The following is a 20,768-nucleotide window of genomic DNA, read 5'->3' as shown; positions in this document are numbered from 1 at the left end:
AACCTACGACTACGGCGCGAGACGATGCGGGTCCCTCGGGAACGCGGTGACCTCGCGGACGTTCGTGGCGCCGGTCAGCCGGGCCACCAGGCGTTCCAGGCCGATGGCCCAGCCGCCGTGCGGGGGCAGGCCGTACCGGAAGGCGTCCAGATAGCCCTGATAGGCCGCCACCGGTTCGCCCGTCGCGCGCAGCGCGGCGACGTAGTCGGCGTGCCGGTGTAGGCGCTGCCCGCCGGTGACGATCTCCAACCCGCGGAAGAGCAGGTCGAATCCGTTCGAGTACGCCGGGTCGGCCGGGTCCGGGTGGGTGTAGAACGGCCGCTTGCGCATCGGGTACCCGGTCACATAGACGAACTCGGAGCCGTGCTCGCGCCGCGCCCACTCACCCAGCGCCCGCTCGTGCGCCGGGGCCAGGTCCGGCTCATCGGCCGGCGCCCCCGCGATCGTCAGCGCCTCGGTGAAGTGCACCGCCGGGATCTCGGCCGGCACCTCCGGCACCGCGAACCCGGTCCGCGCGGTGATCTCGCCGAACATCCCGGCGAGCGTCCGGGTCAGCGCCGCCATCACGTCCCGGTGGTCGGCGATGAAGCCCATCTCCGCGTCGAGCGACGTGTACTGGGTCAGGTGCCGCGCGGTGTCGCTGTTCTCCGCGCGGAACACCGGACCGACCTCGAAGACCCGCTCGAAGACGCCGACCATCATCTGCTTGTAGAACTGCGGCGACTGGGCCAGGTAGGCGGGCCGCCCGAAGTAGTCCAGCTCGAAGACGTCCGCGCCGGACTCGGTCGCCGACTCGACGAGCTTCGGCGTGTGGATCTCGACGAACCGCTGCGCCTCCAGCGCCGCTCGGAAGCCCGCGGCCGCGGCCGCCGAGATCCGCAGCGCGGCCCTGCGGGCCGGATGACGGAGAGCGAGCGCGGCGTGGTCCAGCTGGGTGGGCAGACCCGCGGTCAGCTCGGGCCGGTGCAGCTCGAACGGCAACGGTACGCCCACCGCGGAGAGCACCTCGATCGCCGGCCCGGTCAGCTCCACGCCGCCCGGCGCCTGCTCGTTCGGCGTGACCGTGGCGGTCACCGAGACGACGCTCTCCTCCGGCGCGGTCAGCTGCGCCGGGTCGGTCACCACCACCTGGGCGAGCCCGGCCGCGTCCCGGACGATCAGGAAGGAGACCGATTTGAGCCGGCGGATCCGATGGATCCAGCCCTCGACCCGGACCTTTTCGTACGGGTGGGACGCCAGTTCGGTGGAGAGGATGCGTTGCATGGCGGTTACCTCCTCCGGTGACTGCAACGCGGCCCCAGGGAGGTGCGGGCGAGCGGGAATCCTCGCGGTACCACCGCACCTTCGCGCTCCGTGGGCGGAGCGCCTCTTGCACTGCTCGGCTCCGGGGTGTCTTCACGCTCCGGCGCTCGGGCCACCGTCACAGCTGCTGGTGGCTCTCTCGGCCGGCGGATCGGAGCGTTACTCGGTCCCATCACTGCCGTGCCGGGAAGCCTAGGCACGTCCCGCCGTCACCCGCATCCGGTTTTCCCACTATGTGTGTCGGCGGTCACACGTCAGGTCACGTGAGCCTCGTCGCCCCTGCGCTGCGGGCGGCGTGGATCGGCGTAATCTCGGGGTCGTGACTATTGCTCCCGAGGGCCGCCGCATGCTGCGCATCGAGGCGCGCAACGCCGAAACTCCCATCGAGCGGAAGCCGCCGTGGATCAAGGTCAAGGCGAAGATGGGTCCGGAGTACACCCAGATGCGCGGGCTGGTGCAGAAAGAGGGTCTGCACACGGTCTGCCAGGAGGCAGGCTGCCCCAACATCTACGAGTGCTGGGAAGACCGCGAGGCGACCTTCCTGATCGGTGGTGACCAGTGCACCCGCCGCTGCGACTTCTGCCAGATCGACACCGGCAAGCCGGCCGAGTTCGACGCCGACGAGCCGCGCCGGGTCGGTGAGTCGGTCGCCACCATGGGCCTGCGTTATGCGACGGTCACCGGCGTGGCCCGCGACGACCTGCCCGACGGCGGCGCCTGGCTCTACGCGGAGACCGTCCGCCAGATCCACAAGCTCCAGCCCGGCTGCGGCGTCGAGCTGCTGATCCCCGACTTCAACGCCGAGCCCGAGCAGCTCGCCGAGGTGTTCGGCGCGCGGCCCGAGGTGCTCGCGCACAACGTCGAGACGGTCCCCCGGATCTTCAAGCGGATCCGCCCCGGCTTCCGTTACGAGCGCTCCCTCGACGTGATCACCCAGGCCCGCGCGGCCGGCCTGGTCACCAAGAGCAACCTGATCCTCGGCATGGGCGAGGAGCGCGCGGAGATCTCCGCCGCCCTGCGCGACCTGCACGCGGCCGGCTGCGAGCTGATCACCATCACGCAGTACCTTCGTCCCACCCCGCGGCACCACCCGGTCGAGCGCTGGGTCAAGCCGGAGGAGTTCGTCGAGCTGCGCGAGGAGGCCGAGCAGATCGGCTTCGCCGGTGTGATGAGCGGTCCCCTGGTCCGCTCGTCGTATCGGGCGGGCCGGCTCTACCGCCAGGCCCTCGACGCCCGGGGCTGACCCTTCGTCGACGTGACGAAAGGCCCGCGACCTGATGTGGTCACGGGCCTTCGCCGTCTGCGCGGGCGGATCACTTCTTGCCCTTCTTGCCCTTCTTGCTCTTCTTGTCAGCCTTCTCCTTGCCCTTGCCGTTGCCGTTGCGTTCCCGGCGGAACTCGGCGAGCCGGCGATCGGTCTCCGCCTCCGCCGCGGCGGCCTCGGGAAAGACCACCGGGTAGAGCAGTCGGCCGAAAAGCACGATGACCGGCGCGAGCCAGGCCCACCACGGGACCCCCGACTCCGGGCCGAACAGCGCCTCGACCGCCTGGTAGGCATCGTCGACGGCGCTGTCCATCACCAGCCCCCGGAGGGCGAACGGAACTTGTCGTGCATGACGGCTCCTCAGCTGTTGGTCGGCCCCCATCATCGGAACCGGCCCGGCCCGGATTAGCCTTCGCCGCCCACCCCGGAGATTGCCCCCGCCCGGCAACCCGGCGCACCCCGCCCGCACCTGAGGTCCGCGCCGGTCCGGCGCGGGTCAGTCGTCGATCAGGTGCAGGCGGCGGGCCACCGCGGCGGCCTCCACCCGGTTGGTGACCTCGAGTTTCGCGATGATGCGGGAGACGTGCACGCTCGCCGTTTTCGGTGAGATGAACAGGCGCTGGGCGATCTGGCCGTTGCTCTGCCCCTCGGCGACCAGGTGCAGCACCTCCCGCTCCCGGGCGGTGAGCACCTCGTCCACCGCGCTCTCGGCCGCCGCCGGGCGCACCCCGAGCCGCCGGGCCAGCGTCTCGGCCGCCTCCAGCAGCGGGGCCGCGCCCAGCCCGGTGGCGATCGCGGTCCCCTCGGCGAGCGCCGCGGCCGCTGCGGACCGGTCGGCGGCGTGCGCCTCGGCGCTCCGGATCAGGGCCGTGGCCAGCTCGAACGGCTGCCCGTCGACCCGCCACGCGGCCACCGCCGCGGTCCATCGCTCGGCGCCGCCGTCCAGCTCGGCCCCGACCTGCGCGGCGCCGGCCAGCTCGGCCGGATAGCGCCGCGGCAGCCGGGCGGCCGCCGCGCGGATCCGCTCGGCCAGCTGCTCCACCGTGTCCACCGCGACGCCCTGCCCGGGTGCGGGCTCGCGGGCGAGGCTCACCGCGCGGGCCGCGGTGGCCAGCACCTGCCAGGCATAACGCGGCCGGTCCAGCAGGCCGGTGTCGCCGACCGCGACCCGGGCCGCGGCCACGGCCGCCGGGGCGTCCCCGGCGGCGAGCGCGGCCAGGATCCGCAGCTCCAGCATCCAGAGGCGTTTCTCGCAGGGTAGATAGGGCTTGCCGAGCATGCCGGTCGCCCGGGTCAGCACCTGCTCGGCCCGGGCGTGCCCGCGGGCGAGCCGCAGCCGGGCCCGCAACCGCAGCCAGGGCAGCGCCATCAGGCCGGGCGGGTCCTGCCGGGCGGCCTCGGCCAGCCGGGCGTCCGCCTCGTCCCAGCGGCCCAGCGCCAGCAGCGCCTCGGCCTGGTTGGCCAGCAGGTAGACACCGGTGGTGCGGGAGACGCCGTAGCGCATCGCGTGCGGGACGCCCTCGGCGGCGGCCTCCGCCGAATCCGCATAACGCCCCAGCTCGAACAGGACGTCCGAGACATTCACCAGGCCGCGGGAGAGTGCCTGGTCGTCGCCGCAGGCACGGGCCTGCTCGACCGCGGCCAGCAGGATCGGCAGCCCGTCGGCGGCGGGCGTCCAGCCGGCGCAGACCTGCCCCTTGGTGATCTCCGCGTAGACCTGGGCGGAGGCGTCGCCGAGCTGGTCGACCGCGGCCCGGACCTGCTCCCAGATCCGCCGGACCTCGTCGCCGTCCATGCTGGCGAACAGATAGGCCACCTCGCCGAGCAACTCGGTGCGGGTGTGCCCGTCGGGTGACCCGGTGAGCAGCCGGTAGGCCTCCTTGGTCTCGGCGAAGCCGTCGCTCTTGCCGGCGGTGCGCAGCAGCTTGGCCCGGCGCACCAGCAGCCGGGCGGTGCGCAACGGCTCGGCGCCGGCGTCCAGGTCGCTCAGCGCGGCCCGGGTCAGGCTCAGCGCCCGGTGCAGCTCGCCGGACTCGATCGCCACCAGCGCGGTCTCCTCCAGCAGGTCGAGGTGACCGGCGCCGAGCAACTCGGCGGCCTCGGGCACCTGCTCCCACAGCTCCAGGACGCGGTCGAGCAGGCGGGCCTGCTCCGCATAGGCGAACCGGCGGCACGCCTCGTCGGCGGCGCGTTTCGCGGCGACCAGGGCGCGCGGACGGTTGTGGGCGGCATGCCAGTGGTGGGCGATCTCGGCGGCCGCCCGGCCGGCCGGCACCAGCCGCGGATCGGCCTCGATCGCCTCCGCATACCGCGCGTGCAGGCGGGTGTGCTCGCCGGGCAACAGGTCGTCGTGAACCGCCTCGCGCACCAGCGCGTGGCGGAACTCATAGCCCCCGTCCGGGTCGAAGACGATCAGCTGGGCGGCGACCACCACGCGCAGCGCGGACTCGCAGGTGATCTCGTCGACCCCGGCCACCTGGGCGATCAGCTCGTGGCCGATCCGGGTGCCGCCGACCGCGGCCACCCGCAGCATCCGCTGGGCCGGCTCGGGCAGCAGGTCGACCCGGGAGAGCAGCAGGTCGCGCAGGGTCTCCGGGATGTCGGAGCAGGCCGGGTCGGCGCTGGCGGCCAGCTGCTCGATGAAGAACGGGATGCCCTGGGCGCGCCGGCTCACCGCGTCGACCGTCTGCGGCTCGGGCTCACCGCCGATCAGGTGGCCGAGCAGCTCGGCGGTGCCCTCCCGGTCGAGCCGGTCGATCTCCAGGCGCTGCACGCCACGGACCCGCTCCAGCTCGGCCACGAACGGGCGCAGCGGGTGGCCGCGGTGCAGCTCGTCGGTGCGATAGGTGCCCAGCAGCATCAGCCGCGGCGCCCGGGCCGAGCGGACCAGGAAGCCGATCAGGTCGCGGGTGGACCGGTCGGCCCAGTGCAGGTCCTCCAGCACCAGCACCACCGGCCGCTCCGTGCCCAGCCGGGCGAACAGCGACCCGACCAGCTCGAAGAGCAGCCCGCGATGGCTCTCGCCGAACGCCGATGCGGGACCGAGCTCGGGCAGCAGCCGGGCGAAGTCGGACTCCCGCCCCTCGAACACCTCGCGCCCCTCGCGGCGGACCAGCTCGCGCAGGGCCGCCGCGAACGGCGCGAAGGGCAGGCCCTCCTCGCCGAGCTCCAGGCACTGGCCGGTGAGCACCCTGACCGGCTCGCCGGCCAACCCCCGAGTGAACTCCTCGACCAGCCGGGTCTTGCCGACGCCGGCCTCGCCGCCGACCAGCAGGACGGCCGGCTCGCCGGCGCGCACCCGGCGGAGCGTGTCGTGCAGCGTGGCGAGCTCGCCGTCCCGGGCGACCAGGATCTCGCTGTGGCTGCTGACCGTCGTCATGAGGTCGAGCATGCCACGCGGGTCCGACAGGAAATGTGAGCCGATCATGCCGCTCGGGACCGGAGGAACGAGCGCCGGCGGAGCGCGAGGAACCGCCACCGTGGCCGCCGTCCACCGGCGGCTTCCCGGGCGCGCCGGTAGGCCTCCGCCTCCTGCCGCAGCTCCGCGCCGCGCTGCTGGGCCAGTTGCAGAGAGATCTCGGGAACCATCTCGGTGCTCCTCGTGAGTCGTGTCGTCGTGCTTGCCGACATCGACTCTTCACCCGAAGGCGGTGCTCCGGCATGGGGACGCCGCCCCATGTCCGGGCCGCCGGCCCCCTTACGCGACGGTCGCCGGGTGCCCGGGCCGCCGTAAGGTACCTGAGTCCCACTACACTTTCCGGCTATGGCAAAACCCCAGGAGAAGGTGTCGTTCGGCGAGCGCCTGAAGCAGATCGGCCAGGTGTTCTCGTTCACCGCGAAACAGGACAAGTGGTTCGTTCCGCTAGTCATCGGCGCGGTGGCGATCCCGATCGCCCTGACCGTGACAGCCGTGCTCCTGGGTCTCGGCCTGCTCTGGATCCCGGTCGGCGTGCTGGTCACCCTGCTCGCCGTGCTGATCGTGCTGAACCTGCGCTCGAACACGGCGATGATGAACGTGGCCGAGGGTCAGCCCGGCGCGGCCGCCTCGCTGATGGAGAACATGCGCGGCGACTGGCGGGTCCGCCCGGCGGCCAGCTCGACCACCCAGTTCGACATGGTGCACGTGGTGATCGGCCGGCCCGGCGTGATCCTGCTCGCCGAGGGCAACCCGCAGCGGGTCAAGGCCCTGCTCGGCCAGGAGAAGAAGCGGCTGTCCAAGGTGATCGGCAACGCGCCGCTCTACGACTACGTGATCGGCAGCGAGGAGGGCCAGCTCCCGGTCCGCAAGCTGCGCACCACGATGCTGAAGCTCCCGCGCAACCTCACCGGCAAGGACGTCAACGCGCTCGACAAGCGGCTCGGCGCGCTGATGGCCCGCCCGCAGATGCCGAAGGGCGCGATCCCCAAGAACATGCGGCCCGGCAAGGGCGCCTTCCGGCAGCAGCGCCCGCGCTGAGCCCAGCTCCATCCCGGTGATCCCCCTCACCGGGCCACGAACTGAAGACGGAGGCGAGATGTCAACCGCTGGGCCGAACCGCCTGGATCGCCGGCTGTCGACCTGCGAGGTCGGTGACGTCTGGTCCGGCGCCGACGCTCAGGGCCGGCCCATGACCGTGGCCCAGCTCAACGAGCTGGCCTCGGCCGACGACCGCTGGCGGAGCGCCTTCCGGGCGGCCTCGGAGGCGCTCGGCGCGGCGGAGGACGACGGGCTGCCGATCGCCGGGTCCGACCACGACGCCGAGCGGCCCTGGGTGGCCTGTCCCGAGGTGCCCGGCAGCGGCGGCGCCGCGGAGATCTTCACGGTGCTCGGTCAGCAGCTGCGCCCGGCTTTCGCCGGAGAGACCGCGCTTTCCGTACGCACGGAGCCCGACCCACCCACGGTGCCGTTCCAGCCGGTCACGCCGGGATCGGTCGCCGCGGCGCAGCCCACGGCCACGCATCCGGTCCCGATCCAGCCGGTGGCCACCCACCCGGTCGCCGCGCACCCGGTCTCCGCGCAGCCGATCTCCGGGCACCCGGTCTCCGGCCGGCCGCTCTCCGGGCGCCCGACGTCCGGGCCGCCGACCTCGGGGCTGCCGTCGTTCGGTAACCCGATCTCGGTGGTGCCGATCTCCGGGGGCTCCCCGGCGTACCGTCAATCGGGTGTCGGACCGCGACCGGACCGCCTCCTGTTGCTGATCGTGGCCCTGGTGTCGTTGCTGGTCGGCGCCGCCATCGGCGCCGCCGTGGTGACCGTGGGCAGCGACGGCGACAAGGCGAGCCCCCAGCCCAGCAGCGCTCCGGTCACCTACACCGACGCGCAGCTGTTGCTGCCGGCCACCCCGCCGGCCCGGCCCGGCCTGGACCCGGCGCCGGACGGCACCTGGCCGGACGACTGGCCCAAGTTCCCGTGGGGCAAGCCCGAGGTGCAGGACGTGACCGGGCTGCCCGGCCTGGGCTTCGACTTCCGCATGCCGACCGGCTGGACCTGCGAGCTCGCCGAGAAGGCCGAGGCCGCGGTGCACTACCGGTGCGGCCTGTGGGAGGGCACCACGCTGACCGCCGGGGGCGACCTCACGGTGCGGACCTGCGTGGCGGTCTGCGACGACACCGCGCGCACCGCCCTGCGGCAGCGCGAGGAGGCCTGGGGTCTACGGTGGACCAGCGGCACCTCGTTGCGCTCCTGGGCCGACACCGCCGAACTGGACGGCCAGGCGGTCTACGGGCTGGTCTACGTCGGGTTCTGGCGCACTGTTCCGGAGGGCGTCCTCGACCGGGAGGTCGTCCTGCGGATGACCGCGCCGGTGGCCGCGGCGGACGACGTCAAGAAGGTGGCCGACAGCATCCGCGACCGCACGTACTCGCAATAAGGAGTCCTCCGTGGCCAGCACCCTCGCTGTCCCCAGCACATACCCGACCATCCGCGACGCGCTCGAGGTGGCGCCGGACGGCGCGGTCGTCACCATCGCCCCCGGGACCTACCGGGAGCGGATCGAGCTCCAGGGCCGGCGGCTGACCCTGCGCGGCACCGGGGAGCCGGACACCGTCGTGGTGGACGCGGCCGGGCTGGAGGGGCCGGCGCTGGCCGTGCTCGGTGGCGAGGTGACCGTCGAGGGCCTGGCTCTGACCTCCGGCGACTACCCCGCGGTCTCGGCGATCAACGCCCGGCTGACGGTCCGCAGGACCCGGCTCGCCGCCGGTTACGGCGCCGGGCTCCAGGCCACCGACATGTCCACCGTGGAGGCCGCCGAGGTGCAGGTCCAGCGCGGGCAGTACGGCCTGGTCTTCTCCGACTCGGGCGGCACCGTGGACTCCTGCGAGATCCGCGGGGTGAACGACGACGGCATCATCGTCCGGCTCGGCGCCGACCCGGTGATCCGCAACACCACGGTCGCCGACTGCGGATATCGCGGGGTCTACGTCTACCAGTCCGGCCGCCCGGTGCTCGAGCGCTGCGACATCTCCGGCACCGGCGACGCCGGCATCGTGGTGGCCAACAGCAGCGCCCCGCAGATCCGGGAGACCTGGGTGCACCAGACCAGTGGCTCCGGCATCGTGATCGGCGCCGGCTGCACCGCGGTCGTCGAGCAGTGCCGGGTGGAGGGCACCGCCGAGCCCAAGGTGAGCGTCGACCCGCGGGCGCAGGCCACGGTCACCCTCTCCGAGGGCGGTCCGGCGCCGCGGGCCGGGATCAGCGACGCCGGCGGCGGCCAGGACGCCGCCGAGGTGGACCGGTTGCTCACCGAGCTCGACTCGATGATCGGCCTGGCCGGCGTGAAGAACGAGGTCCGCGCCCTGATCGACGAGATCCAGGTGAACGAGTGGCGGCGCAGCGCCGGGCTCTCGGTGGGCGCGGCCAGCCACCACCTGATCTTCACCGGCGCCCCGGGTACCGGTAAGACGACGGTGGCCCGGATCTACGGCCAGCTGCTCAAGGCGCTCGGCGTGCTGCCCAACGGCCGGTTCCGCGAGGTGTCCCGGCGTGACCTGGTCGGGCAGTACATCGGGCACACCGCGGAGAAGACCACGTCGGTGTTCGAGGAGGCGATGGGCGGGGTGCTGTTCATCGACGAGGCGTACACGCTGTCCCGGGCCGGCGGGGCCAGCGCCGACTTCGGCCAGGAGGCGATCGACACCCTGGTCAAGCTGATGGAGGACCACCGCGACCAGGTCGCCGTGATCGTCGCCGGGTACACCCAGGAGATGCTCGACTTCCTGGACGCCAACTCGGGTCTGGCCTCCCGGTTCGCCAAGACCCTCGAATTCGAGAACTACGGCCCGGACGAGCTGGTCCTGATCGCCACCCGGATCGCCAAGAACGACGACTACGTGTTCGCCGACGGCCTCACCGAGGCGCTCTACGAGCACTTCTCGCAGATCGAGCGGGACCGCAACTTCGGTAACGCGCGCGAGGCCCGCAAGCTGCTGGAGGGCATGCGCAAGGCGCAGTCCGGCCGGCTGCGCTCGATCGGCCGGATGCCCAGCCGGGACGATCTGACCACGCTGGTCATCGACGACCTGCTGACAGCGATCCGCTGATTGTCGGTGGCGGCACATAGAATGGGCTCTCTATCGCGGGGACGGGGAGGCGAGCGATGAACCCTGAGGGTTACCCGGGGCAGGCGGCGCCTCCGCAGGCTCACGCGACCGCCGCGGCCACCCCGTTGCGCCGGGTCACCGCCCAGGCCCGGGGCAGCGTTCCGGTGCCGGCCGCGCCCGCCGCCGCGCCGGTGCCGCAGCGGCAGCCGACGCCCTCGCCGAGCCCGGCCGGCGCGGCCGCCGACGCCGGGGTCCGGGCGATCCCGCGCCGCGGCCAGGTGGGCCCGCTCAGCCTCACCCAGATCGTGGTCGCCGAGCTGTCCGTGCTGGCCACCGTGGCGGCGGCGATCCAGGGGCCGCTGGCCGCGCTGGTCGTCGGCGCGATCGGGCTGGTCCTGATCGTGATCTTCTTCGCCCGGCAGCAGGGCCGCTGGTGGCTGGAGCACCGGCAGGTCTCCCGGGCGCACGGCCGGCGCCGGGCCGCCGCGCTGGAGACCGGCAGTGGCCCGGTCCTGGCCGCGCTGCGCACCATCGCGCCTGGTCTCGCGATCCGCGACATGACCGCGCAGGACGGGGCGAGAGCCGGGGTGGCCAAGGACGAGGCCGGCTGGTTCAGCGTGGTCGCGCTCACCCCGACCGCCCCGATGCACCACGACGGCGCCCCGATCCCGCTGGACGCGCTGGTCAGCGTGCTCGCCGCGACCGAGCAGCCGGGCGTGGTGCTGGAGCTGGTCACGCACACCGTGCCGGCGCCCAGCCCCGACGTGCACGCCTCGTCGCCGGCCGGCTCGTCCTACCGGCAGCTGGTCGAGTCGCTCAGCCCGGAGCCGGTCCCGGCGCACCGCGAGTCCACGATCAGCGTCCGGGTGGACGCCCGGGTGCTCGCCGAGGCGCTCTACGATCACACCGCCGACCTGGAGGCGGCCGCCGCGCTGGTGGCCGGCCTGGGCCGCAAGGTGGCGACCAGCCTGCGCCGGGTCGGGATCGGCTGCCGGGTGCTGGACGCCGACGAGCTGCTGGCCGTGCTGGCCCGGTCCTGCGACGTCGAGGCCGGCGCGCTGACCGAGGGCTCGCAGGTGGACGAGGACTGGACGCACTGGCGGTCGGCCCGCCTGGTCCACCGGACGTATTGGTTGAAGACCTGGCCGACGTCGGCCGGCGAGATCGGCTCGCTGTTCGCCTGGGCGGCCACCGCGCCGGCCGCGCAGACCAGCGTGGCCCTGGTGCTGAACGCGGCCGCCGACGGGGACGACGTGGCGGTGCGGGCCTTCATCCGGCTGGCCACCCGGCCCGACGCCGACCTGGGCGCGCTCGACCGGGTGCTGGTCGACGGGGTCCGGCGGGTCGGGGCGGAGCTCCAGCCGCTGGACGGGGAGCACGGGCCGGCGGTCTATGCCACGGCACCGACCGGAGGTGGGGCGGGATGACACATCCGGACCAGGAGGGCGGCTGGCGGCCCGGTCAGGACTCCTCGGAGCGTTCCGACTCCGATGATGATCGGCAGTTGCCGCCTCCTCCGGCGATCTTTCCGCCCAGCGCGGTTGCCAGGGCGTCGGTGCGGCCGCCGCAGGGGCCGTTCCCGCCTCAGGGCGCGCCGCAGCAATACCCTGCCCCGGGTGGGCCGCAGCAGTTCCCCGCTCCGGGTGGGCCGCAGCAGTTTCCTGGCCCGGGCACGTCGCAGCAGCTTCCGGCGCCGGGCACGCAGCAGCAGTTCCCCGGTCCCGGCACCTCCCAGCAGTTCCCCGCGCCGGGTTCACCACAGCAGTTCCCCGGTCCCGGCACCTCCCAGCAGCTCTCCGCGCCGGGTTCGCCACAGCAGTTCCCGGCGCCCGGTGCACCGCAGCAGTTCCCGGCGCCCGGTGCACCGCAGCAGTTCCCAGGCCCCGGCGCGTCGCAGCAGTTCTCGGGGCCCGGTGCGTCGCAGCAATTCTCCGCGCCGGGTGGGTCGCAGGCGCAGCACGGGCAGTTTCCCGGGCAGGCGCAGTTCGCGCCGCCTCCGCAGGGGCAGTTTCCCGCGCAGGCTCAGGTGGCGCCGCCGGGCCAGGCCGTGGCTCCGATGCCGGCGCAGCCCATCCAGCCCTTCCAAGGTCAGCCCATCCAGCCGGTCCAGGGGCAGACCGGCGTGGCCCCGGCCCCGCTGGGTCAGCAGCAGGGCAGCGCCGAGGGCGTCGGCCGCCGCCTGGCCGCGCCGCAGCTGACCTCGGCCCCGCTGGCCGGTCCGCAGGGCCGCGCGATGGCCGCCGCCGCGCACGGCTGGGAAAACGACACCCCGCCGGAGGAGCCGCCCGCGAGCGACGACGACGCCCGCACCGGCCCGTCCGGCAAGACGTCGCCGCTGCACATCGGCTGGCACGCCATCTCCCGCAAGACGCTGCGCCGGGTGACCGTCGCCCCGTCCGCCGGCGCCGGCCTGGTCCTCGGCCGCGACCGCCAGCAGGTCCCGGTCCCGCTGCGCCTCTTCGCCCCCGAGCCGGTCCGGATCGCCCTGGTCGGCGGCGTCTGGGCGGCCCAGCTCCTGATCTTCCGCGCCTTCGCCCTGGGCGCCCGGGTGGTCGTGATCACCACCGAGCCCCGCGCCTGGGCCGGCTTCGGCGAACGCGCCACCGGCCAGTACAACCGCCTCACCGTGCACAGCAGCGACCAGGGCGTGCAGCTCAACGGCACCGCCCAGATGCCCACCCTGGCCGTCTACGACCTGGGCATGACCGGCCCGGCCACCACCCCGCCGCTCGGCCCGTGGCGCACCCAGCTGACCATCCTCCGCCAGCTCGACCGCCCCGGCCTGGCCGCGCTCCAGGACGCCCAGTTGACCCTCCTCCAACGCCTCGGCGGCGACGAGTCCGCCCTGGCCGCCTCGGCGCTCAAACTGCGCCCTCACAGCAGCCAGTTCCTCCAGTTCATGGCCGACGACATGCTCGCGCTGATCGGCGACGGCACCGACCGCTACCTGTTCCTCGCCCAGACCCAGACGGAGCAGCAGTTCGTCGGCCTCCCCCGCCGCTGACCCACTTCCCCCAGCACCAAACCCCGCCGCCCGCCGCCGGGTCGCTCAACCTCGCGCATCACCCCTTTCCGGTACGCCCTCGGCCGCTGCCGACCAACCACCGCTCTCGCGCCCGCCTGACAACTCCCCCGCGCCCGGACCTTGTCCATGGATCCGGCGCGTAGCGTTCAGGCCCGCGCCATTGCAATGACGCCTTGCTCGTTCATTGCAGTCAAATTTCTGCCATTGCAACGATTTCAGCGCTCTGAACTGCTAATAGTCGACTATCACGCAACGAAGTAGTTGCTCGATTCTTGAACGCAACGTAGCGTTTCTGTTGTCGGAAACAGCTACGAGCACTGGAGAGCATGATGCAGAAGTTCGCCACCCCGGCCCCGATCTCCGCCGTCCTGGACGTTCCGGCCGGCCGGATCCAGCTCATCGCCGCGGACCGCGCCGACACGACCGTCGAGGTCCGGCCTGCGAATCCCGGCAAGAGCCGCGACGTCAAAGCCGCCGAGCGGACCACCGTCAGCTACACCGATGGGGTCCTGCGGGTGCACGCCCCCGAGGCCAAGCACCAGTTCATCGGCTCGCCCGGCTCCCTGGAGATCACCGTGCAGCTGCCGGCCGGCTCGCACGTCGAGGCCACCGCCGACGCCACCGAGCTCCGCGGCGTCGGCCGGCTGGGAAACCTCGCGTTCGACGGCGCCTACCGCCAAATCAAGATCGACGAGGCCACCGGCGTGCGCCTGACCGCGGTGGACGGCGACGTCGAGGTGGGCCGCCTGAACGGCCCGGCCGAGATCACGACCACCCGCGGCGACATCCGGATCGCCGAGGCCAAGCGCGGCACCGTGGTGCTGAGTACCCAGTCCGGCAGCATCTCGGTCGCCGTCGCCCCCGGCGTCTCGGCCGCGCTGGACGCCGGCACCTCGTTCGGCCGGATCAGCAACTCCCTCAGAAACGACGGCACCGCCGACCTCGACATCCGCGCCACCACCTCCTACGGCGACATCACCGCCCACAGCCTCTGACCGCGACAGCGGACGGCACCGACCACAGCCGACGGACGATGCGGTGGGCCGGCCGACAGCGCCGAGCCCACCGCCGCACACACGGGCACCAACAGACCCCCCGGACATGAACAGGTGGAAGAAAATGACCAAGAACAACACCTCCCCGACCGGTACGCCGTGGACCGGCATGGTCGCGGTCGACGACACCGCACTGGCCGTGACCGACACGGGCGGGTCCGGTGTTCCGGTGATCTACCTCAACGGGCAGTTCGCCACCCAGGGCTACTGGCGGCACCTGATCGCCGCGCTCGGGCCGGGATGGCGGCACATCACCTACGACGAGCGGGCTCGCGGCAAGAAGTCGAAACTGTCGGCGGACTATTCGTTCGAGGCTGCGGTCCGCGACGTCGACGCCGTGCTCGCTGCCCGGGGCGTGCACCGGGCGCTGGTGGTGGGCTGGTCCTACGGCGCGTTCGTCGCGGCTCACTGGGCCAGCCGGAACCCGGACCGCACCATCGGCGCGGTCCTGGTCGACGGGGCGCAGCCGTCCGACTGGCTGGACGAGGCCATGGAGTTGCGGATCCGGAAACTGTTCCGCCGCATGCGATGGTTCATGCCGCTGCTGCGCCCGACCGGTCTGGCCCCCCGGCTGACGGCCGAGCAGCAGGCCGAGTCGAACATCGAGCTCGGCCGGGTCGCCCGGGAGCGCGAGCTGGGTCCGGTGCTGGACCGGATCACCGTACCCACCCGGTACGTGGTCGCGTCGGGCACCTCTTTCGGGAGTCGTGGCGACGAGCAGGAACGGATCCGGGCCGGCCTCGACGCGGTGGTCACCCGCAACCCGAACATCAAGATCAGCGCCAAGGTGGCCAGCAACCACGGCGCGATCCTGCGCAAGGACTTCCCGGCCGTCGTGGCGGCGATCACCGAGGTGTCCACCCTCGCCGACCAGCAGCCCACCGACTGATCGGCGCCGACGCGCAGGTGACCGGGACGTGGGCGGAAACGAGCCGCGAGCAGCCGCGTACCGAAAAACTGCGAACCGGACGAAGCAGCGGACCGGAAGCGGGAAGCGAACCGGAAGAAAGGCCGAAGCGGGCCCGGCGAGCGAACGCTCGCCGGGCGGAAAGCGGAAGGGCAGAAAAGCGGAGGGGCGGAAGGGCGGAAAGGGCGGTCAGCGGGCCGGTGGGGTCCAGGCGAGCTGGACCAGGCGGGCCCCGTGCCGGCGGGTGATCATCCAGGCGCGGCCCGGAGGCAGGACCTGGGGTTTGACCGTGCCGAAGAGCGGGCCCTCCTCGCGCGGACCGGACATCATGATGCCGGGCGAGGCCAGCTCGCGGATGCGGCCGATGACCGGGTCGAACATCGCGCGGGCGGCACCGCCGATGCGACGGGTGATCACCAGGTGCAGGCCGATGTCGCGGGCCTGCGGGAGGAACTCCAGCAGGGGCAGCAGCGGGTTCTGCGAGGCGGCGGCGACCAGGTCGTAGTCGTCGACCAGGACGTAGAGCTGCGGGCCTTTCCACCAGCTGCGGTTGGCGAGCATCTCCGGGGTCACGTCCGGGCCGGGGAGGCGTTCCCGCATCACCACCACGACCTGGTTGATCAGGTCGGCGGTGACCTGGTGCGAGGTGCCGTAACCGATGGTGTTCTCGGCCGGGATGCAGCCGAGCAGGCTGCGCCGCAAGTCGACGCAGAGCACCCGGGCCTCGGCCGGGCTGTTGCCGGCCACGATCGATTTGGCCAGGCTGCGCAGGAACGAGCTCTTGCCGCTCTCGATGTCACCGAAGAGCAGCGCGTGCGGCTCGGCATCGAAGTCCAGCCAGACCGGCTGGAGGTCGGCTTCGGCGATGCCGATCGGGACGACCGGGCCGCGGGCGGCGGGCAGCATCTCGAACGGCAGCTCCGGCGGCAGCAACCGGACCTTGGGCGCGGGCGGGCCGCTCCAGTGCTCGGTGGCGTGTTTGACCAGCTCGGCGACCGCCTCGGCGAGGTCGTCGGCGCGCTGCTCCCGGTCGATGCGGGGCAGCGCGGCGAGGAAGTGGTGCCCCTCCGGGGTGAGACCGTGGCCCGGCGACTGCTCGGGCACGTTCACCGCCTCCCGCCGGTTGATCACCGAGTCGGTGGGCTCGCCGAGGCGCAGCTCGATCCGGGTGCCGAAGACGTCGCGGATCTGCGGGCGCACGTCCATCCAGCGGTTCGCCGCGGCGACCACGTGGATGCCGAAGCCGAGACCCCGGTTGGCCAGCTCGTTGACCGTGGGCTCCAGGTCCTCGAACTCGGCGCGCAGGGTGGACCAGCCGTCGATGACCAGGAACACGTCGCCGAACGGGTCCTCGGCGAACCGGCCCTGGGCCTTGGCCCGCCGGTACGCCGTCATGCCCTCCACGTTCTGCTGGGCGAACAGGTCCTCGCGGATCCGCATCAGCCCGTGCACCTCGGCGATCGTCCGGCGCACCCGGTCCACGTCGCGACGGGTGGCGACGCCGCCGACGTGCGGCAGGTCGGTGAGCGCGCTGAGCGGGCCACCACCGAAGTCGAGGCCGTAGAACTGCACCTCACGCGGGGTGTGCACGAGCGACAGGCTGGTGATCAGCGTGCGCAGCAGGTTCGACTTGCCGGACTGGGAGCCGCCGACCACCAGCAGGTTGCCGGCCGCGCCGGAGAGGTCCAGCCACATCGGGTCGCGGCGCTGGTCGAACGGCTTGTCGATGATGCCGACCAGGGCGTGCAGGGTGCCGAACCGCTCCGCCGCGTCGACCGTGAGGCCGCGGTCCGGCATCGAGATCACCGGCGGGAGCATCTGGCCGAGGGTGGGCGCCTTGTCCAGCGGGGGCAGCCACACCTCGTGCGCCGGGGTGCCGCGACCCTCCATCTGCCGGGCCAGCACGTCCATCAGGGTGTCGCCCTGAACCTTCTCCTCGACCTCCTGGCCGGTCTCGGCCGCCTCCGGGCGCTCCTCGTGGAGCGGGGCCGAGTAGTAGGTGCTGAACTCGCGGATCGGGCTGCCCGCCCGGGTGCCGCCGGCGGCGACGGTGCCCTCCTTGCGGACCGCGCCCGACACGTAAGCCGCCTTGAGCCGGACCAGGCCGTCGGTGCCGGCCCGCAGATAGCCGTGGCCGGGGTGGTGCGGCAGCTCGTAGGCGTCCGGCACGCCGAGGACCGCGCGGCTCTCCATCGAGGAGAAGGTGCGCAGACCGATCCGGTACGACAAATGGGACTCCAGCCCGCGCAGCCGGCCCTCGTCCAGTTTCTGCGAGGCGAGCAGCAGGTGGATGCCGAGCGACCGGCCCACCCGGCCGATCTGGACGAACATGTCGATGAAGTCGGGGCGGTCGGCGAGCAGCTCGGAGAACTCGTCGACGATCAGGACCAGGCTGGGCAGCGGGGCCAGCGGCACCCCGGCCGCGCGGGCCCGCTCGTAGTCCCGGGCCGAGGCGTAGTTGCCGGCTTTGCGCAGCAGCTCCTGGCGGCGGGTGAGCTCACCCTGGATGGCGCCGAGCATCCGGTCGACCAGGGGCTGCTCGTCCTGGAGGTTGGTGATCATCGCGGCGGTGTGCGGCAGCCGGTCGAGCGAGGCGAAGGTCGCGCCGCCCTTGTAGTCGACCAGCACGAAGTTGAGGATCTCCGGGTTGTGGGTGAGCGCCAGCGCCACCACCAGGGTGCGCAGCAGCTCCGACTTGCCGGAGCCGGTGGCGCCGATCAGCAGGCCGTGCGGGCCCATGCCGTCCTGCGCCGACTCCTTGAGGTCCAGCTCGATCGGGCGGCCGTCGACGCCGATGCCGATCGGCACCCGCAGCCGGTCCCGGTTCGGCCGACCGGCCCAGAGCGTCTCCAGGTCGACCTGGTAGGGGTCGTCCTGCTCGAGCAGCTCGGCCAGGCCCATGTCCTGCGAGATGGCGGGCTGATCGCCGAAGGTCGCGGCGGACAGCCGCAGCGGCGCCAGCTCGCGGGAGAGCACCTCCATGTCGGCCAGCGCGAGCCCGTCCGCCTTGCCCACCTCGGTGGAGCCGTCCATGGTGACGCCGGTGATGGTCCCGTCCGGAGCGATCTGAAGGACCACCGAGCTGTCGTCGAGCAGCCGGGGCGGCGGGACGGACAGGTCGAGGATGGTGACCCCGGCGACGCCGCCCTCGGTCATCAGGTGGTCGGAGCCGGCCGTCGAGCCGCCGTCGATGATCACCACCACGTGCGGGCCGCCGGGCGGCGGGCCGGACGGGTCGAACCGGGACCGGTTGACCAGCACGTCGTCGAGCATCGCCTCGAGCGCCGGGACGCTGGGCGCGACCAGCCGGACCGGGCCGACCGCGTCGGTCTTGTCCGGGTGCTGGGCGTGCGGCAGCCATTTCGCCCACTCCCACCAGGGCCGCTGGTGGTCCGGCACGCAGACGCCGATGCGCAGGTCGTCGGGGGCGTGGAAGGTGGCGATCTGGGCGACCAGGGCACGGGTGAAGTCGTGCACCGCGTGGTCGGCGCCGCGCAGATAGATGTGCGAGAAGTCGCGCAGCGCGACCGAGACCGGCAGGTCGGGAACGACCGAGTAGGTGTTGACGAACTTGCGCAGCGCCATCGCGCAGAGCGGCTCCAGCTCGTCGACCGGGCGGGTCTGCGGCGGGATCAGGCGGGTCGCCACCTCCTGCACGCCGACCGCGATCCGGACCACGGTGAAGTCGGCGTCGCCCCGGCGCCGCTCCCAGAGCCGGCCGCTGTCGGCGAAGGTCCAGAGGGTGGCCGGGTCGGGATTGCGGTAATAGAGCGCCTCGCGCTGCTGACGGATCGTGTTCCGCAGCTGGGCGCGGAGCTGGGAGAGGTGCCGCAGATACTGCCGGCGGGACTCGATCATCTCGCGCTTGCCGGGGCCCGAGGTGTTGGTCGCCATCATCGCGATCATGCCGAGGATGGACACCCCGTACATCGCGCCGGCGACGTAGGTCAGCGGGCCGCCGCCCTGCCGGCTCATCATCAGGCCCATCGCCGCCGCGCCGGCGCCCATCGGCAGCACCATGAGCATCCGGGTCCAGCCCTTGGCGGCGGCCGACGGCACCTCGGGCGGCGGGTCGAGCAGCACCTCGCCGGAGGGCATCAGCGGCGCCGGGCGGCGCGGGGGGCGCTTGACGATGGTGACGGTCACGCTTGGCTCTCCCCTGGTCCGTATTGCCGCTCATCTTAGCCGTCACCCCCGACAGCGAAGCCCCGGAAGGCATTCGCCGGGGCGAATCCCGACGGAGCGGGCCTGCTAGTTTGTGTGGCACTGAAGGCACAGCAGGAGGTGACCGCGTGACCGCACCGGGTGGCCCGAGTCTGGCCCGGGTGACGATCGCCGCGCCGACCCGCCGGATGGACATCGCCCTGCCGGACAACATGCTGGTGGGCGAGCTGTTGCCGCACCTGTTGCGGCACGCCGAGGGCGCGCTGGGCGAGCCGACCGAGCGGCACGGTGGCTGGGTGCTGCGCCGGGCCACCGGCGCCGCCCTGGAGCCGCACCGCAACCTGGCCGCCCAGGGTGTCCGGGACGGGGAGCTGCTGCATCTCAAGCCGGCCCGCGAGGACTGGCCCGAGCTGGCCTATGACGACGTCGTCGAGGTGATCGCCAGCGGCGCCCGGCGCGCCGGGCGGTCCTGGGGCGCCGCCGCCACCCGCCGCTGCGGCTTGGCGATCTTCGCGGTCGCGCTGCTGGTCGGCCTCTACGGTCTGGCCTACGGCGGCCCGGCCCGGCAGACCGCGGCGATCGTCGCGCTGGCCGTGGCCCTCGGGCTGGCCGTGGTCGGCATCCTGCTGTCCCGGGCGTTCACCGACGCGGCCGCCGGCGGCGTGGTCGCCGCCAGCGGCCTGCCCTACGCGTTCTTCGGCGGCGCCTGGCTGCTCGCCGAGACCGGCGCCGAGGTTCTCGACATCGGCGCCCCGGCCCTGCTGCTCGGCTCCGCGGTGCTGCTGGTGTTCAGCGTGCTCGGGCACACCGGGGTGGCCGGCCTGCCGCGGCTCTTCGTGGCCGGCGTCTCGGTCGCCCTGACCGGCCTGCTGGCCGCGCTGCTCACGCTCGGCGGGGTGTCCTCGGACGGCGCCGCCGCGGTGGCGCTGACCGCCGCGATCGGGCTGCTCCCCGGCTATCCGGTGCTGGCCAGCTGGATCGGCCGGCTGCCGTTCCCCGAGCTGCCCAGCCGGGCCGAGGAGATCCTCAAGGACAAGCCGATGCCGCGCCGGGCGGACGTGTTCGCCGCCGTGGTGCGGGCCGACGAGGTGCTCACCGGGCTGCTGCTGGCCGCCGCGTTCAGCAGCGTCGTGGCGATCGTCTTCCTGGGGTGGTCGCACCCGAGCACGTCGGCGATGCTCCTGATCGTCGCCGCGGTCGCCGCCCTGATGCTGCGCTCCCGGCTGCTGGCGACACCGCAGCAGCGCGGCCCGCTGCTGGTGGCCGGGGTGGCCGGCCTGGCCGTGCTGGGCGTCGGCGCGGTGCACAACGACGTGATCCCCGGCCTGGTGCTGCTGGCCGCCGCCGCGGTGGCCGGCGGCCTCGCGCTCTACACCGCGGTGGTCTACAGCCAGCGCCAGCCCTCGCCCTACCTGGGCCGCGCCGCCGACCTGCTGGACGTGCTGTCGATCATGGCGCTGATCCCGCTGGCCTGCGCGGTGATGGGCGTCTTCGACGACATCCGCGGGCTGTTCTCCTCGATCGGCGGGTGAT

General features: G+C 73.0%; 15 protein-coding genes. 9 read left to right on the top strand and 6 right to left on the bottom strand.

The window, feature by feature from the left end; genetic code table 11:
- Positions 1–9: 9 nt before the first annotated feature.
- On the bottom strand, positions 10–1,263 hold the full coding sequence (gene aspS / locus Aiant_RS29105; protein WP_189334808.1) for an aspartate--tRNA(Asn) ligase: 1,254 nt from the start codon (positions 1,261–1,263) through the stop codon (positions 10–12).
- A 385-nt stretch (positions 1,264–1,648) separates the two neighbouring features.
- On the opposite strand from aspS, the gene lipA reads away from it, so the two are divergent.
- Complete coding sequence (lipA, locus tag Aiant_RS29100; RefSeq protein ID WP_189334851.1) at positions 1,649–2,545, top strand: lipoyl synthase; 897 nt, start codon at positions 1,649–1,651, stop codon at positions 2,543–2,545.
- A 70-nt stretch (positions 2,546–2,615) separates the two neighbouring features.
- On the opposite strand, the gene Aiant_RS29095 is transcribed toward lipA, so the two are convergent.
- The 3 genes from Aiant_RS29095 to Aiant_RS29085 form a co-directional block, all read right to left on the bottom strand.
- The gene (locus Aiant_RS29095) at positions 2,616–2,879 is read right to left on the bottom strand and encodes a hypothetical protein (RefSeq protein ID WP_189334807.1); all 264 of its coding nucleotides are present in this window, start codon (positions 2,877–2,879) and stop codon (positions 2,616–2,618) included.
- A gap of 183 nt (positions 2,880–3,062) precedes the next feature.
- Positions 3,063–5,945, bottom strand: coding sequence for a helix-turn-helix transcriptional regulator (locus Aiant_RS29090; RefSeq protein WP_229831057.1), 2,883 nt, complete (start codon positions 5,943–5,945; stop codon positions 3,063–3,065).
- A gap of 44 nt (positions 5,946–5,989) precedes the next feature.
- The gene (locus Aiant_RS29085; protein WP_189334805.1) at positions 5,990–6,154 is read right to left on the bottom strand and encodes a hypothetical protein; all 165 of its coding nucleotides are present in this window, start codon (positions 6,152–6,154) and stop codon (positions 5,990–5,992) included.
- A gap of 175 nt (positions 6,155–6,329) precedes the next feature.
- Here Aiant_RS29085 and Aiant_RS29080 point away from each other — a divergent pair, with 175 nt between their 5' ends.
- Genes Aiant_RS29080 through Aiant_RS29065 form a run of 4 tightly spaced genes read left to right on the top strand, consistent with a single transcriptional unit; the run spans position 6,330 to position 11,511 of the window.
- Positions 6,330–7,022, top strand: a complete 693-nt coding sequence (locus Aiant_RS29080) for a DUF4191 domain-containing protein (RefSeq protein ID WP_189334804.1) — start codon at positions 6,330–6,332, stop codon at positions 7,020–7,022.
- Between the two features lie 58 nt (positions 7,023–7,080).
- Positions 7,081–8,415 carry a hypothetical protein gene (locus tag Aiant_RS29075; protein ID WP_189334803.1) on the top strand — a complete coding sequence of 445 codons (1,335 nt, stop codon included), beginning with the start codon at positions 7,081–7,083 and terminating at the stop codon, positions 8,413–8,415.
- A gap of 10 nt (positions 8,416–8,425) precedes the next feature.
- The gene (locus Aiant_RS29070) at positions 8,426–10,084 is read left to right on the top strand and encodes a right-handed parallel beta-helix repeat-containing protein (protein WP_189334802.1); all 1,659 of its coding nucleotides are present in this window, start codon (positions 8,426–8,428) and stop codon (positions 10,082–10,084) included.
- A 56-nt stretch (positions 10,085–10,140) separates the two neighbouring features.
- Positions 10,141–11,511, top strand: a complete 1,371-nt coding sequence (locus tag Aiant_RS29065) for a type VII secretion protein EccE (protein WP_189334801.1) — start codon at positions 10,141–10,143, stop codon at positions 11,509–11,511.
- 326 nt (positions 11,512–11,837) lie between these two features.
- On the opposite strand, the gene Aiant_RS29060 is transcribed toward Aiant_RS29065, so the two are convergent.
- Positions 11,838–12,170, bottom strand: coding sequence for a hypothetical protein (locus tag Aiant_RS29060; protein WP_189334853.1), 333 nt, complete (start codon positions 12,168–12,170; stop codon positions 11,838–11,840).
- Between the two features lie 36 nt (positions 12,171–12,206).
- Between Aiant_RS29060 and Aiant_RS29055 the strand changes: the two genes are divergently transcribed.
- The 3 genes from Aiant_RS29055 (at position 12,207) to Aiant_RS29045 (ending at position 15,053) form a co-directional block, all read left to right on the top strand.
- Positions 12,207–13,088 carry a hypothetical protein gene (locus Aiant_RS29055; RefSeq protein ID WP_229831054.1) on the top strand — a complete coding sequence of 294 codons (882 nt, stop codon included), beginning with the start codon at positions 12,207–12,209 and terminating at the stop codon, positions 13,086–13,088.
- Positions 13,089–13,435: 347 nt separating this feature from the next.
- On the top strand, positions 13,436–14,104 hold the full coding sequence (locus Aiant_RS29050; protein WP_342358064.1) for a DUF4097 family beta strand repeat-containing protein: 669 nt from the start codon (positions 13,436–13,438) through the stop codon (positions 14,102–14,104).
- 124 nt (positions 14,105–14,228) lie between these two features.
- Positions 14,229–15,053, top strand: a complete 825-nt coding sequence (locus tag Aiant_RS29045) for an alpha/beta fold hydrolase (RefSeq protein WP_189334800.1) — start codon at positions 14,229–14,231, stop codon at positions 15,051–15,053.
- A 207-nt stretch (positions 15,054–15,260) separates the two neighbouring features.
- Here Aiant_RS29045 and eccCa read toward each other — a convergent pair whose 3' ends face one another.
- Positions 15,261–19,217 (bottom strand): type VII secretion protein EccCa, encoded by a 3,957-nt coding sequence (gene eccCa, locus Aiant_RS29040; protein WP_189334799.1) that lies wholly within the window; start codon positions 19,215–19,217, stop codon positions 15,261–15,263.
- 146 nt (positions 19,218–19,363) lie between these two features.
- On the opposite strand from eccCa, the gene eccD reads away from it, so the two are divergent.
- A complete protein-coding gene (gene eccD, locus Aiant_RS29035) occupies positions 19,364–20,767 on the top strand; it encodes a type VII secretion integral membrane protein EccD (RefSeq protein ID WP_189334798.1) in 1,404 nt (467 codons plus the stop codon).
- The last annotated feature ends 1 nt before the right edge of the window (position 20,768 follow it).

Source organism: Actinoplanes ianthinogenes, assembly GCF_018324205.1.
Lineage (GTDB): Bacteria > Actinomycetota > Actinomycetes > Mycobacteriales > Micromonosporaceae > Actinoplanes > Actinoplanes ianthinogenes.
This window is presented reverse-complemented; position numbering and strand designations above follow the sequence as displayed.